Genomic DNA, 13,396 nt, shown 5'->3' with positions numbered 1-13,396 from the left:
GGCTTAACGGAATACCGGTGAATACGGTCGTACGACTTACGATCGGGCGCTTTTGTCATGCGATGCTTTTGCGATGCGCGGGCGATCGGCCGAATCGGCCGGGCGGCCCGCGCCGTTCACGACGACCGCACCGCTCACGACGGCCGGGGCCGGACGCGCGGTCACTGGGCGAACCCGGCGAGGATCCGGGTCTCGCCGCGTTTCTCCTCCACCAGCGCGATGAACTGCTCCTCGGGCCCGAACACCGCGATCGGCCCGGTGCCGAGCCCCGGCGCCTTCTGCCGCACGCCGTTGGTCAGGAGCCGGGCGGTGCGCTCGTCCACGTCCCAGCGCGGGAACGCGGCCGCAGCGGCCTGCCCGAGCGGCAGCACGGAGAACGACTCCTCCAGCTGCTCCAGCGTCCGCGCCCCGTCGAGCCGGTAGGGCCCGACCCGGGTGCGGCGCAGCGCGGTCAGGTGCCCGCCGGTGCCGAGGCCCGCGCCCAGGTCGCGGGCGAGGGCACGGACATAGGTGCCGGAGGAGCAGTCCACGGTCACGTCGAGGTCGAGCAGCGCGGTCCCGTCCGGCGCGGTAACGGCGCGCACGTCGTGCACGGTGAACGCGGACACCGTGACCGGACGGGCGGCCAGCTCGAACTCCTCGCCCGCGCGGACCAGCCGGTGCGAGCGCTGACCGTCCACCTTGATCGCGCTGACCTTGGACGGCACCTGGAGGATGTCGCCGGTCAGCTCTGCGATGCCCGCGTCGATCGCCTCGCGGGTGACGTGCGCGGCGGACGCGGTCGCGGTGACCTCGCCCTCCGCGTCGTCGGTCACCGTGGTCTGCCCGAGGCGGATCGTGGCGTCGTACGACTTGCTGGTGAGCGCCAGGTGGCCCAGCAGCCGGGTCGCCTTCTCCACGCCGATGACCAGCACGCCGGTCGCCATCGGGTCCAGGGTCCCGGCGTGCCCGACCCGGCGGGTGCCGGCCAGGCGGCGCAGCCGGGAGACCACGGTGTGGGAGGTCAGCCCGGCGGGCTTGTCGACGACGACCAGGCCGTCCGGGCCGACGCCCTTGCGCTTCACGCGTCGTCCGAGGCGTCGCCGTCGGCCTCGGTGTCGTCGTCCTCGGCGGGCTTGCGGTAGGGGTCGGCGCCGGCCGCGTAGTCCTTGCCGGCGGCCGTCTCACGGACCTGCTCGTCGGCGGCCCGGGCCTTGGCCAGCAGATCGTCGATGGTGCGCGCGTTGTCGGGGACGGCGTCCAGGACGAAGGCGAGCGTCGGGGTGAACCGGACACCGGTCTGGCGGCCGACCTCGGAGCGCAGCACGCCCTTGGCGCTCTCCAGCGCCGCGGCGGAGGCGGCCCGCTCCTCGTCGTCGCCGTAGACCGTGTAGAAGACGGTCGCCTCCCGCAGGTCACCGGTGACCCGCGTGTCGGTGATCGTCACGTACCCCAGCCGCGGGTCCTTGATCCGGCGCTGGAGGGTCTCGGCGACCACGACCCGGATGCGGTCCGCCAGCTTGCGCGCCCGCGCGGTGTCGGTCATGCGTGATCTTCTCTCTTCCTGGGTGTTCAGTCGTCTTCGCCGTGGATCCGCTGCCGTGCCGAGAGCAGGTCCACCTCGGGGCGCGCGGCCATCCACCGCTCGCAGCGCTCCAGCACCTGCCTGAGGTGGCCGGGGTCGCCGGAGACCAGGGCGAGGCCGACGGTGGCCCTGCGGTACAGCTCCTGCTCCCCCACCTCGGCGGCGCTCACCGCGAACCTGCGGTGCAGCTCGGCCACGATGGGACGGATCACGGAGCGCTTCTCCTTGAGCGAGCGGACGTCGCCGAGAAGCAGGTCGAAGGACAGAGTCCCTACGTACATGGGCAGCAGATCTAGCCGATCTGGAAGGCCTCGTGTGACGGGATGGCGGCTGACGTGACGGCTGCACGCCGACGTGATCAGCTCTTTCCACACTACCGGCACCGGCCGGGGCCGATCGACGGATTATCTCCGCCGACCGGGCCCCGGCCGGACCGGTCAGCCGTGTCAGCCGCGCGGCTTCTCGCGCATCTCGTACGTCGCGATGACGTCGTCGACCTTGATGTCGTTGAAGTTGCCGAGGTTGATACCGCCCTCGTAACCCTCGCGGATCTCGGTGACGTCGTCCTTGAAGCGACGCAGGCCCTCGATGGTGAGGTTCTCCGCGACGACCTTGCCGTCGCGGATGAGCCGGGCCTTGGTGTTGCGGCGCACCTCGCCGGAGCGGATGAGCACACCGGCGATGTTGCCCAGCTTGGACGAGCGGAAGATCTCGCGGATCTCCGCCGTACCGAGCTCGACCTCTTCGTACTCCGGCTTGAGCATGCCCTTCAGGGCCGCCTCGATCTCCTCGATGGCCTGGTAGATCACCGAGTAGTACCGGATGTCGACGCCCTCGCGCTCGGCCATCTGCGTCGCGCGGCCCTCCGCGCGGACGTTGAAGCCGATGACGATGGCGTCGGAGCCCGCCGCCAGGTTGATGTCGGACTCGGTGACCGCACCCACACCGCGGTGCAGGACGCGGATGTCCACCTCGTCGCCGACGTCGAGCTGGAGCAGCGAGGACTCCAGGGCCTCGACCGAACCGGACGCGTCGCCCTTGATGATGAGGTTGAGCTGCTGGACCTCGCCCGCCTTGAGGGCCTTGTCCAGGTCCTCCAGCGAGATGCGGATGCCCTTGCGGGCGAACGCCGCGTTCCGCTCGCGGGCGGCACGCTTCTCCGCGATCTGGCGGGCGGTGCGGTCCTCCTCGACGACGAGGAAGTTGTCGCCCGCCCCGGGGACGTTGGTCAGACCGAGGACCAGGACCGGCGTCGAAGGACCGGCCTCCTCCACGTTGTTGCCGCCGTCGTCGAGCATCGCCCGCACGCGGCCGTACGCGTCGCCGACCACCATCGTGTCGCCGACCCGCAGCGTGCCGCGCTGGACCAGCACGGTGGCCACGGCGCCGCGACCGCGGTCGAGGTGGGCCTCGATCGCGATGCCCTGCGCGTCCTGCTCCGGGTTGGCCCGCAGGTCGAGCGAGGCGTCGGCGGTGAGGATGACGGCCTCCAGGAGGTCGTCGATGTGCAGACCCTGCTTGGCGGAGATGTCGACGAACATCGTGTCGCCGCCGTACTCCTCGGCCACCAGGCCGTACTCGGTCAGCTGACCGCGCACCTTGGTCGGGTCGGCGCCCTCGACGTCGATCTTGTTGACCGCGACGACGATCGGCACGTCGGCCGCCTTGGCGTGGTTGAGCGCCTCGACGGTCTGCGGCATCACGCCGTCGTTCGCCGCGACCACCAGGATCGCGATGTCGGTCGACTTGGCACCGCGGGCACGCATGGCGGTGAACGCCTCGTGACCGGGGGTGTCGATGAAGGTGATGCGGCGGTCCTCGCCGTTCACCTCGGTCGCCACCTGGTACGCGCCGATGTGCTGGGTGATGCCGCCGGCCTCGCCCGCGACCACGTTGGTCTTGCGGATCGCGTCCAGCAGGCGGGTCTTGCCGTGGTCGACGTGACCCATGACGGTGACCACCGGCGGACGCGCGACGAGCGCTTCCTCGCCGCCCTCGTCCTCGCCGAACTCGATGTCGAAGGACTCGAGCAGCTCGCGGTCCTCCTCCTCCGGGCTGACGATCTCGACGACGTAGTTCATCTCGTCGGCGAGCAGCTGCAGCGTCTCGTCGGAGACGGACTGCGTCGCGGTGACCATCTCACCCAGGTTCAGCATCACCTGGACGAGGGACGCCGGGTTGGCGTTGATCTTCTCCGCGAAGTCGGTGAGCGACGCACCGCGCGACAGCCGGACCGTCTGGCCGTTGCCGCGAGGCAGCATCACGCCGCCGACCGACGGGGCCTGCATGGCCTCGTACTCCTGGCGCCTCTGACGCTTCGACTTGCGACCGCGCGCCGGGCGACCGCCCGGGCCACGGCCGAACGCGCCCTGCGTGCCACCACGGCCACCGGGGCCGCCGGGACGGCCGCCGAAGCCGGGACGACCGCCGAAGCCGCCGCCACCACCGGGGCCACCGCCACCGGGACGGCCGGCGAAGCCGCCACCGCCACCGGGACGACCTGCACCGCCGCCGCCACCGGGGCGACCGGCGAAGCCGGGACGACCGCCGCCGCCACCGCCACCGGGGCGACCGGCACCGCCGGGACCGCGACCGCCGCCGCCGCCGGGACCCGGACGCGGGCCCGCCGCCGGACGCTGCGGCATCATGCCCGGGTTCGGGCGCGGGCCGCCGGGGCCGCCGCCACCGGGACGCGGCATGCCGCCCGGAGTCGGCCGCGGGCCGCCCTGGGCACCGCCGGGGCGCGGCGCGCCCTGCGGACGCGGGCCACCGCCGGGACCGCCCTGGCCACCGGGGCGCGGCGCGCCGCCGGGACGGGGACCGCCCGGGGCCTGCGGGCGCGGCATGCCGGTGGAACCGGACGAGGTGAACGGGTTGTTGCCGGGACGCGGACCGGCCGGACGCGGCGCGCCGCCGCCCGGACGCGGGGCGCGGTCGCCGCCGGGACGCGGCGCGCCGCCGCGGCCCTGGCCGCCGTCACGCTGGCCGGGACCCGGCCGCTGCGTGGGGCGCGGGCCGGGAGTGGCACCGGGACGCGGACCGGACTGCGCCGGAGCCGCCGGGGCCGGCGAACTCGCGGCCGGGGAGGAGAACTCCGCGGCCGGCGCGGGCTGCGCGGGCGCCGGCTTCGGGCCGGGCCGGGGGCCGGGCTGCGCGGGGCGCGGGCCCGGCGCTGCGCCACCGGAGGCGGGGGCCGCCGGGGACGGCGCCTGCGCGGGGCCGGACGCGGCGGGACGGGGTGCCGGCTTGGGGGCAGCCGGACGGGCCGTCGCACCCGGGGTGGGCGCGGACGGCTTGGCGGGCGCCTGCTTGCGCGGCGCCGAGGGCTTGGCAGCACCGGAGGCGGAACCGCCGCCACCGGTCTGCAAGGCGTCTGTCAACTTGCGGACAACCGGCGCCTCGATCGTCGAGGACGCCGAACGGACGAATTCGCCGAGTTCCTGGAGCTTGGCCATGACGACCTTGCTCTCGACTCCCATCTCCTTGGCGAGTTCGTATACCCGGACCTTAGCCACTTCGCTCCTTCTAGGTCCGGGGTGGTCGTCCGCCGGACCGTCGCTACTTCATGGGCGTACTCATCGCGTACTCATCGAGTGCTCATCGCAATCTCGACCTACTTCCGACTCGCGAGGTACCTGACCGCACGGTGTCTCCGTGCCGTTCACTTGCGTACTGCTCCTGCCGCGTACCGCCTTGCGCGGTGCCGCTTACCGCTCATGTCCCGGACCCGGTGGGCCCGAAACACTCCTCCAGCCGCGCCGTCCCGAGCGGACCCCGGGCGCGGTAGGCCCTGGGGAACGCGCGGCGGCGGACCGCCTGTTCGTAACACGCCTTGTCGGGGTGCAGATAGGCGCCCCGGCCGGGCAGCGTACCGCGCGGATCGGGGACGCACTCGTCTCCGATCACCGCGATGCGCAGCAGATCGTTCTTGGCCGCCCGCTTCCGGCAGCCCACGCAGGTTCGCTCAGGGCATGCCCGGGCACGCGTCCGGCCAGACACTGTTAAGTCTACCTCCCCGCGCCAACCTCACCCCTTCGGGTTGGTTTGCGCTCGGCTGTTCGGTATCGCGTTATTGACCATGACCCGGGTGGGCCGTCGGTAACCGCTGGTTTCCGGCCACGCACGCGGGGTCGCCCGGCCCCGCGGAGTCCGTACGAGCCGCACGGCCGACGAGCCCGCCCCTGACCACGGTCCCGTAAGGACCATGAGCCCGCAGGCACCCATGGTCCGTACGGACTACGCCTCGTCGGACGCCGCCGCTTCCTGCTCCGGCTCGGTGTCGGGCCTGATGTCGATCCGCCAGCCGGTGAGGCGCGCGGCCAGACGGGCGTTCTGCCCTTCCTTGCCGATCGCCAGCGACAGCTGGTAGTCAGGGACGGTGACCCGCGCCGACCGGGCGGCGAGGTCGACGACCTCCACCTTGGTCACGCGGGCGGGCGACAGCGCGTTCGCCACCATCTGCGCGGGGTCGTCCGACCAGTCGACGATGTCGATCTTCTCGCCGTTCAGTTCGGCCATCACCGCGCGCACCCGGGCACCCATCGGGCCGATGCAGGCGCCCTTGGCGTTGAGCCCCTGACGGGTCGAGCGGACCGCGATCTTGGTGCGGTGACCGGCCTCGCGGGCGATCGCCTCGATCTCCACCGACCCGTCCGCGATCTCCGGCACCTCCAGGGCGAAGAGCTTCTTCACCAGGTTCGGGTGGGTGCGCGAGAGGGTGACGGACGGACCGCGCACGCCCTTGGCGACGCGCACCACGTAGGTGCGCAGGCGGGTGCCATGCTTGTAGTCCTCGCCGGGGACCTGCTCCTGCGGGGGCAGGATGGCCTCCAGCTTGCCGATGTCGACCAGGATGTTGCGCGGGTCGCTGCCCTGCTGGACCACACCGGCGACGATGTCGCCCTCCCGCCCGGCGTACTCGCCGAACGTGATCTCCTCCTCGGCGTCCCGAAGCCGCTGGAGGATCACCTGCTTGGCGGTGGTCGCCGCGATCCGGCCGAAACCGGAGGGAGTGTCGTCGAACTCGCGGGGCGCGTCGCCCTCGGCGGCCTCGTCGGCCTCCTCCTTGGCCCACACCGTGACGTGACCGGTGGAGCGGTTCAGCTCCACGCGGGCGTCCCGGCGGCTGCCGGGCTCGCGGTGGTAGGCGATCAGCAGGGCGGACTCGATCGCCTCGACCAGCAGGTCGAAGGAGATCTCCTTCTCCCGTACCAGACCCCGCAGGGCACTCATGTCGATATCCACGGCTACGCCTCCTCGGGGCTCTCGGTGATCTCGGCGGAGGGCGTGTCCGCGTCGTCGTACTCGTCGTGCTGGTCGTACTCGTCTTCGGCGCTGTCGGCGTCCGCTTCGAAGGCATCGGCGTCGGCTTCCTGAGCGCCACCGTCGCGGTCCTTGCGGTTGAACTCGACCTCGACCCGGGCCTTGGCGATCTCGGCGAACGCCAGCCTGCGGGAGGTCGGCTTGCGGCCCTTCACCCCGGGGACCTCGAGGTCCAGGCCCTCGTCGTCCACCTCGACGATCCGCGCGACGAGTTCGCCGCCGTCGGCCAGCCGCACCTTGACCAGGCGGCCGCGGTTGCGGACGAAGTGCCTCGGCTCGGTGAGCGGGCGGTCGGTGCCCGGGGAGGTGACCTCCAGGACGTACGGGGCGCCGCCCATCGCGTCGGAGGCGTCGAGCGCCTCGGAGATCGCGCGGCTCAGCTGGGCGACCGCGTCCAGCTGGACGCCCTCGTCGCTGTCCACCACGACACGCAGAACACGGCGCTTGCCCGCCGGGGTGACCGCGACCTCCTCCAGGTCCAGTCCGGCGGCGGTGGCGAGCGGCTCCAGCAACCCTCGCAGCCTGTCGCTCTGGGTGGTGCTCATCCGGGTGACTCCTCGGCCGCGTGTGCTGTTGTGGTTCGTCGCGTGTCGGGCATGAGCCTATCGGTTCCGGCACCCGGCTGACGATTCGGCGCAGCCCCAAGGGTGGCCTCGGCCCCTCCCGATCACCGCAGGTAGGCTGCCGAAGCCGTCCGCCGGCCGTGATCCGGCCGGCACCGTCCGACGAGCGGGAACGAGGAACGTGCCGACCCAGATGACGACGCCGCTCGCGCGCGGGCCGCGCAGACGAGCCGTACTCGCCGGGGGTGCCGGGCTGCCCCTGGTGGCGCTGGCCACCGGGTGCGCCGACGCCGTGCCCGCGCCGGACCCGCGCGCGGTGGCCGCCGCCGACGCCGAGGAACGCGGTCGCGTCCTGGCCGCCCAGGACTGCGCGGCGCTGCTGGCACGCTACGACGCCACGATCGCCGCGCACCCGCCGCTCGCCGCCCGCCTGCGGCCGTTGCGCGCCCAGGTCGCCGCGCACCGGCAGGCGCTCGCCCCGCCCGCCCCGGGCACGCCGTCCCCCGCCCTTTCGGCACCGGCGTCCGCCTCCCCGAGCGCCTCGGGCGCGCCCGCCGTGCCGTCCGGTCAGGACGCCGCGCTCAAGGCCCTCGCGGACGCCGAACAGCGCACGGCCGCGACCAGGACCGCGGCGCTGCGCGACGCCTCGCCCGCGCTGGCCCGCCTGCTGGCCTCGGTCGCGGCGGCCGGGACGTGCCACGCGCTGCTGCTGCGCGGAGGTGCGTGAGATGACCCCGCCCTCCTCATCGAGTTCCCCGGCGTCGGGCGCCCCGGCGCCCTCGTCCACCGCGGGGGCGTCCCGGCTGGTCGTCGCCGCGCAGGCCGCGCTGGCCGCCGAGCACGCCGCGGTCTACGGCTACGGGGTGGTCGGCGCCCGGGTCGACGCCGACCGGCGCGCCGACGCCCAGGCCGCCTACGCCGCCCACCGGGCGCGCCGCGACGCGATGGCCCGGACGGTGCGCGGCCTTGGCGCGACCCCGGTGGCCGCCGACGCCGCCTATGCGCTGCCGTTCCCGGTGACCGGCGCCGCGACCGCGGCCCGGCTCGCGGCGGTGCTGGAGGACCGGGTCGCGGACGCCTACGCGGACCTGGTGGCCGCGGCCTTCGGTGCCCTGCGGGCCGACGCGGCGGCCGACCTGGCGGACGCGGCCGTGCGCGCGGTGCGCTGGCGCGGGTCGTGCGTGGCCTTCCCCGGGCTGCCGGAGCGGGCCGCGGACGGCGCGCCGACCGCGTCGGCCGCGACCACCGCGCCGGCCTCGGCCTCCGGCACCCCGGCGCCCGACGCCCTGTGACCGACGACCGCCGAAGGGATGCCGCGATGGCCTCGGCACCGCGCGTACGGCTGGAACCGCCGCAGCGGCTGACCCGCACCGTCGCCGCCTGGGAGGGCGAGGCGGGCCGGGAGTGGCTGGCCGCGCTGCCTGGCCTGGCGCAGGAGTACCTGGAGCACTGGCGGCTGACGCCGGAGCGGGTGCAGCAGCCCGGCGGCAACATCAGCATGGTCGTCCTGGTCAGGGACGAGGACGGCACGCCCGCCGCGCTGAAGCTCGGCATGGTGACCGAGGAGACCCGCGAGGAGCACGCGGCGCTGGCGCACTGGGACGGCCGGGGCGCGGTGCGGCTGCTGCGCGCCGATCCCGAACGCGGCGTGATGCTGCTGGAACGTCTCGGCGGCGACGTCTCGCTGCGTTCGCTGCCGGAGGCGAAGGCGATGCTGGAGGCGGCGGAGGTGGTGCGCAGGCTGTGGGTGCCGCCCCCGGCCGGTCACGCCTTCACCTCGCTCGCCGACCACACCGCCGCGCTCGCCGAGGCGCTGGCCTCCCGGCGCACCCCGCAGCTGGAGGCGCTGGTGGACGAGGCGCTGGCGCTGCGCGAGCGGCTGGTCGCCGACGCGCCGGAACCGGTGCTGCTGCACGGCGACTTCCACCAGGGCAACGTGCTGTCCGGCAGCCGTGTGCCGTGGCTGGCGATCGACCCGAAGCCCCTGGTGGGCGAGCCCGCGTACGACCTGGCGTGGCTGGTGCGCGACCGGCTGGAGACGCTGGCCGCCTCCCCCGCGGCCCAGGCCGCCGCCCGGCGCCGGGTCAACCGGCTCGCCGACGCGCTGGACCTGGACCGCGACAGGCTGCGCGGCTGGGCGTTCTTCCGGGCGGTGGCGGCGGGCGCCTGGGCGCTGTCGGTGGGCGCGCGCGGCGACGGCGAACTGCTGCTGGAGTTCGCCGCCTGGCTGTGACGGCGGAAGCCGGACGACGGCGGGGCGGTCTGGAGGCCGGGCGGGGCGCCCGTCCTGCGGCCGTCCCGCCCGTGGTCCGTCAGCCGTGCGGTGTCACGCCGTCAGGCGGGCCAGCGCCTCGTCCACGGTCAGCTCCTCGCGCTCGCCGGTGCGCCGGTCCTTCAGCTCCACGACGCCCTCGCCCGCGCGGCGGCCGACGACCAGGATCGTCGGCACCCCGATCAGCTCGGCGTCGGTGAACTTCACGCCGGGCGACACGCCCGTGCGGTCGTCCACCAGGACCCGCACGCCCGCCGCGTGCAGCCGGTCGCCGATCTCCAGCGCCAGTTCGGTCTGCGCCGCCTTGCCCGCGGCGACCACGTGCACGTCGGCCGGGGCGACCTCGCGCGGCCAGCACAGGCCCTGCTCGTCCGCGGTCTGCTCGGCCAGCGCGGCGACCGCCCGCGACACGCCGATGCCGTACGAGCCCATGGTGACGCGCACCGGCTTGCCGTTCTGGCCGAGTACGTCGAGCTGGAAGGCGTCGGCGTACTTGCGGCCGAGCTGGAAGATGTGGCCGATCTCGATCGCGCGGCCGATCTCCAGGCCCGCGCCGCACTCCGGGCAGGGGTCGCCCGGCTCGACGACGACCACGTCCAGGTAGCGGTCGACCTCGAAGTCGCGGCCGCACACCACGTCGCGGGCGTGCTTGCCGGGCTCGTTGGCGCCGGTGATCCAGGCGGTGCCGGGGGCGACGCGCGGATCGGCGATGTACGGGAACTTGCGGTCCTGCGGGCCGACGTAGCCGCGCACCAGGTCGGGCCGCCCCTCGAAGTCCTCGGCGGTGACCAGCTCCACCTCGGCGGGCGCCAGGTGCTCGGCGAGCTTGCCGAGGTCCACCTCGCGGTCGCCGGGCACGCCGACGCCGGTGATCTCGCCGTCCACCTTGACCAGCAGGTTCTTCAGGGTGGCGGAGGCCGGGACACCGAGGTGCGCGGCGAGCGTCTCGATGGTCGGGGTGTCGGGGGTGTCCAGCAGCTCCAGCGGCCCGTGCGCGGTGGCGTCGGCCGGCGGCACGACGGTGGTGACCGCCTCGGTGTTGGCCGCGTACTCGCACTTCGGGCAGTCCACGAAGGTGTCCTCGCCGGCGGCGGCCGGGGCGAGGAACTCCTCGGAGGCCGAGCCGCCCATCGCGCCGGAGACGGCCGAGACGACGCGGTAGTCGAAGCCGAGCCGGGTGAAGATCTTGATGTACGCCTCGCGGTGCAGGCGGTAGGACTCCGCCAGCCCCTCGTCGGTGGTGTCGAAGGAGTAGGCGTCCTTCATCTGGAACTCGCGACCGCGCAGCACGCCGGAGCGCGGGCGGGCCTCGTCCCGGTACTTGGTCTGGATCTGGTACAGGATGACCGGCAGGTCCTTGTACGAGGTGGCCTGGTCCTTGACGACCTGGGTGAAGATCTCCTCGTGGGTGGGGCCGAGCACGTAGTCGGCGCCCTTGCGGTCCTTGAGCTGGAAGAGCAGGTCGCCGTACTCCCCGGCGCGGCCGGTGACCTCGTAGGGCTCGCGCGGCAGCAGCGCGGGCAGCAGCACCTCCTGGCCGCCGATCGCGTCCATCTCCTCGCGGACGATCCGCGTCACGTTCTCCAGCACCCGCTTGCCGAGCGGCAGCCAGGTCCACACGCCCGCCGACGTGCGGCGGACGTAACCGGCGCGCACCAGCAGCTTGTGGCTGGCGGTCTCGGCGTCGGCCGGTGCGTCGCGCAGTGTCTTGAGGAGCATTCGGGACATGCGCTGGACCATGGGGGCTCTCCGGTACGTCGTCACGGCGGGGTGGGGCGGACGTCGAGGATACCGAGCGCGGCGGCCCGGTCAGAAACGCGTTCCGCGGTCCGGCCGCCCCGGGGAGCCGCCGCGCTGTCCGGCGCCGGCCCCGCGCAGCGGCAGCGGGGCGCCCATCACCGTGTACGGGACGGGGGCGCCGGGGAAGTGCACGGGGTGCGCGAGGTCGACGTAGCCCAGGCCCCGGTAGAAGCGGCGGGCGGGGCTGTCGAGGTCGAGCGCGGACAGGATGCTGCGGGGCTGGGGCACGGGTCCGGTCAGTCCGGTGATCAGGCGGCGGCCGACGCCCCTGCCCTGGTGGGCGGGGAGGACGTGCAGTTCGACGACCACGAAGGAGTCGTCCAGCCAGTCGGCGGTGCCGGCGCGGCGCAGGTAGGGCTCGACGACGGTGGACCACCAGTGGGCGCGGTCGTTGGGCATGCCGTAGCCGAAGCCGACGAGCCTGCCGCTCTCGGTGGTGGCGCCCAGGGCGCGCACGCCGGGCTGGGTGAGGTGGCGCAGCACGATCTGCGTGCGTACCGCGATCTCCTCGTCGTTGAGCCCGAACGCGAGGGCCTGAACGGCGAGCGCCTCGTCGACCCGTTCCGCCAGGTCGAGCGGCCCCACCAGCACGTCATCCATGCGGGGACACTACTAGCCGCACCGCCTCCGCTGAACAGCGTTGACGTTCGAGCTGCGCCGACGGCGGCCGCGCGCGGGGGCGTTCAGAACAGGACACTCATGAACGCGCCGACCTCGGTGAAGCCGACCGCGCGGTAGGCGGCGCGGGCGGCGGCGTTGAAGTCGTTGACGTAGAGGCTGGCGACGGGGGCGACGTCGCGCAGCGCGTAGTGGAGCACGGCGGCCATGCCGGTCTTGGACAGGCCCCGGCCGCGGTGTTCCGGCGCGACCCAGACGCCCTGGATCTGGCAGGCGTGCGCGGTGGCCGCCCCGATCTCGGCCTTGAAGACCACCCGGCCGTCCTCGATGCGGGCGAACGACCGCCCGGTGGAGACGAGTTCGGCGACCCGGGCCTGGTAGAGCAGGCCGCCGTCCCCGGCGAGCGGCGAGACGCCGACCTCCTCGGTGAACATCGCCACGCAGGCCGGCATGATCACGTCCATCTCGTCCCGGCGCACCCGCCGCACCCCGGGGTCGGGCACGACGTCGGCGGGCAGCGAGCGGGTGACCATCAGTGGCTGGCGGGCGCGCACCTCGCGGGCCGGGCCCCAGCTCGGCTCCAGCAGCGCCCACAGGGCGGCGGTGGGCTCGGCGGGCCCGACGATGGACGAGCAGCGGCGGCCGGCCCGCCGGGCGCGGTCGGCGAAGGCGCGTACGGCGGCCGGGGTCGCGCAGAGGGGGACGAGGTTGGCGCCCGCGTAGCAGAGCGACTCCAGGCGCCCGCCGCTGTACCAGCCCCACATCTCCCCGCCGAGTCGCCACGGGTCGAGTCCGGCGATCTGGACGCGGGCGGCGACGAAGGCGTTGGCGACCGGGTCGCGGTCGAGCACGGCGAGCGCGGCGTCCAGGTCGGAGGGTTCCAGGACCTTGGTCGTGGTCGTCGTCAACACGTAGGGCGCCTCACCGGTACGGGCCCGCAGCGGGCTGCTGGTCACCGCACTGTACCCCGCACCGCCGCTCCGGGGCGCAGCCATGGAACTGCGGGTGCGGGAGGAGGCGGTGCGGGTGCGACGCGGATACGGCCGGTGGGCGGGCCGGGGTCAGGAGACGCTGACGGTGGGCTCGCCGGAGGCCTCGCCGTCGGCCTCCATCTGCTCGGCGATCTTGAGGGCTTCCTCGATCAGGGTCTCCACGATCTTCGACTCCGGCACGGTCTTGATCACCTCGCCCTTCACGAAGATCTGCCCCTTCCCGTTCCCCGACGCCACACCCAGATCCGCCTCACGCGCCTCACCA

The 13,396-nt window shown here is 74.0% G+C and carries 14 protein-coding genes; 3 read left to right on the top strand and 11 right to left on the bottom strand.

Features of this window, described 5'->3' with window-relative positions; genetic code table 11:
* Window positions 1–161: 161 nt before the first annotated feature.
* From truB to rimP, 7 genes are all read right to left on the bottom strand, one after another.
* Window positions 162–1,064, bottom strand: coding sequence for a tRNA pseudouridine(55) synthase TruB (gene truB, locus CK485_RS16015; RefSeq protein ID WP_109451186.1), 903 nt, complete (start codon window positions 1,062–1,064; stop codon window positions 162–164).
* Entirely contained in the window at window positions 1,061–1,525 is a 465-nt protein-coding gene (gene rbfA, locus CK485_RS16010; RefSeq protein ID WP_109451184.1) for a 30S ribosome-binding factor RbfA, read from the bottom strand. The genes truB and rbfA overlap by 4 nt, the downstream gene beginning before the upstream one ends.
* Before the next feature lie 26 nt (window positions 1,526–1,551).
* Window positions 1,552–1,845, bottom strand: a complete 294-nt coding sequence (locus CK485_RS16005) for a DUF503 domain-containing protein (RefSeq protein ID WP_109451182.1) — start codon at window positions 1,843–1,845, stop codon at window positions 1,552–1,554.
* Between the two features lie 165 nt (window positions 1,846–2,010).
* The gene (gene infB, locus CK485_RS16000) at window positions 2,011–5,079 is read right to left on the bottom strand and encodes a translation initiation factor IF-2 (protein ID WP_109451180.1); all 3,069 of its coding nucleotides are present in this window, start codon (window positions 5,077–5,079) and stop codon (window positions 2,011–2,013) included.
* Window positions 5,080–5,278: 199 nt separating this feature from the next.
* Window positions 5,279–5,563, bottom strand: coding sequence for a YlxR family protein (locus CK485_RS15995; RefSeq protein WP_109451178.1), 285 nt, complete (start codon window positions 5,561–5,563; stop codon window positions 5,279–5,281).
* A gap of 237 nt (window positions 5,564–5,800) precedes the next feature.
* Complete coding sequence (gene nusA, locus CK485_RS15990; protein ID WP_109451176.1) at window positions 5,801–6,808, bottom strand: transcription termination factor NusA; 1,008 nt, start codon at window positions 6,806–6,808, stop codon at window positions 5,801–5,803.
* Window positions 6,809–6,810: 2 nt separating this feature from the next.
* Window positions 6,811–7,431: a ribosome maturation factor RimP gene (gene rimP / locus CK485_RS15985; protein ID WP_109451174.1), complete on the bottom strand. Its 621-nt coding sequence runs from the start codon at window positions 7,429–7,431 to the stop codon at window positions 6,811–6,813.
* A gap of 211 nt (window positions 7,432–7,642) precedes the next feature.
* Between rimP and CK485_RS15980 the strand changes: the two genes are divergently transcribed.
* From CK485_RS15980 to CK485_RS15970, 3 genes are read left to right on the top strand one after another with little or no spacing between them, the layout of a single operon-like run.
* Window positions 7,643–8,176, top strand: coding sequence for a hypothetical protein (locus CK485_RS15980; RefSeq protein ID WP_109451172.1), 534 nt, complete (start codon window positions 7,643–7,645; stop codon window positions 8,174–8,176).
* Window position 8,177: 1 nt separating this feature from the next.
* Window positions 8,178–8,741 (top strand): DUF4439 domain-containing protein, encoded by a 564-nt coding sequence (locus CK485_RS15975; protein ID WP_109451170.1) that lies wholly within the window; start codon window positions 8,178–8,180, stop codon window positions 8,739–8,741.
* 26 nt (window positions 8,742–8,767) lie between these two features.
* Window positions 8,768–9,682 carry an aminoglycoside phosphotransferase family protein gene (locus tag CK485_RS15970; protein WP_109451169.1) on the top strand — a complete coding sequence of 305 codons (915 nt, stop codon included), beginning with the start codon at window positions 8,768–8,770 and terminating at the stop codon, window positions 9,680–9,682.
* Between the two features lie 93 nt (window positions 9,683–9,775).
* Here the strand turns inward: CK485_RS15970 and CK485_RS15965 are convergent, their stop codons facing one another.
* From CK485_RS15965 to CK485_RS15950, 4 genes are all read right to left on the bottom strand, one after another.
* Window positions 9,776–11,449, bottom strand: a complete 1,674-nt coding sequence (locus CK485_RS15965) for a proline--tRNA ligase (protein ID WP_109453076.1) — start codon at window positions 11,447–11,449, stop codon at window positions 9,776–9,778.
* An 81-nt stretch (window positions 11,450–11,530) separates the two neighbouring features.
* Window positions 11,531–12,121, bottom strand: coding sequence for a GNAT family N-acetyltransferase (locus tag CK485_RS15960; RefSeq protein WP_109451167.1), 591 nt, complete (start codon window positions 12,119–12,121; stop codon window positions 11,531–11,533).
* A gap of 83 nt (window positions 12,122–12,204) precedes the next feature.
* Window positions 12,205–13,050 carry a GNAT family N-acetyltransferase gene (locus tag CK485_RS15955; RefSeq protein ID WP_109453074.1) on the bottom strand — a complete coding sequence of 282 codons (846 nt, stop codon included), beginning with the start codon at window positions 13,048–13,050 and terminating at the stop codon, window positions 12,205–12,207.
* A 150-nt stretch (window positions 13,051–13,200) separates the two neighbouring features.
* Window positions 13,201–13,396, bottom strand: a 196-nt coding sequence (locus tag CK485_RS15950) for a flavodoxin-dependent (E)-4-hydroxy-3-methylbut-2-enyl-diphosphate synthase (protein WP_342673478.1), incomplete at its 5' end; no start/stop codon positions are given.

The organism is Streptomyces sp. ICBB 8177 (assembly GCF_003144095.1).
Lineage (GTDB): Bacteria > Actinomycetota > Actinomycetes > Streptomycetales > Streptomycetaceae > Streptantibioticus_D.
The sequence above is the reverse complement of the archived record's forward strand: the minus strand, read 5'-3'. Positions and strand labels throughout refer to the sequence as shown.

What these genes read in the sequence shown, in the direction of transcription:
- CK485_RS15975 (WP_109451170.1), top strand. Translation starts at nt 8,178, where the DNA reads ATGACCCCGCCCTCCTCATCGAGTTCCCCGGCGTCGGGCGCCCCGGCG.
- CK485_RS16005 (WP_109451182.1), bottom strand. Translation starts at nt 1,845, where the DNA reads ATGTACGTAGGGACTCTGTCCTTCGACCTGCTTCTCGGCGACGTCCGC.
- CK485_RS15980 (WP_109451172.1), top strand. Translation starts at nt 7,643, where the DNA reads ATGACGACGCCGCTCGCGCGCGGGCCGCGCAGACGAGCCGTACTCGCC.
- CK485_RS15970 (WP_109451169.1), top strand. Translation starts at nt 8,768, where the DNA reads ATGGCCTCGGCACCGCGCGTACGGCTGGAACCGCCGCAGCGGCTGACC.
- CK485_RS15960 (WP_109451167.1), bottom strand. Translation starts at nt 12,121, where the DNA reads ATGGATGACGTGCTGGTGGGGCCGCTCGACCTGGCGGAACGGGTCGAC.
- rimP (WP_109451174.1), bottom strand. Translation starts at nt 7,431, where the DNA reads ATGAGCACCACCCAGAGCGACAGGCTGCGAGGGTTGCTGGAGCCGCTC.
- CK485_RS15965 (WP_109453076.1), bottom strand. Translation starts at nt 11,449, where the DNA reads ATGTCCCGAATGCTCCTCAAGACACTGCGCGACGCACCGGCCGACGCC.
- rbfA (WP_109451184.1), bottom strand. Translation starts at nt 1,525, where the DNA reads ATGACCGACACCGCGCGGGCGCGCAAGCTGGCGGACCGCATCCGGGTC.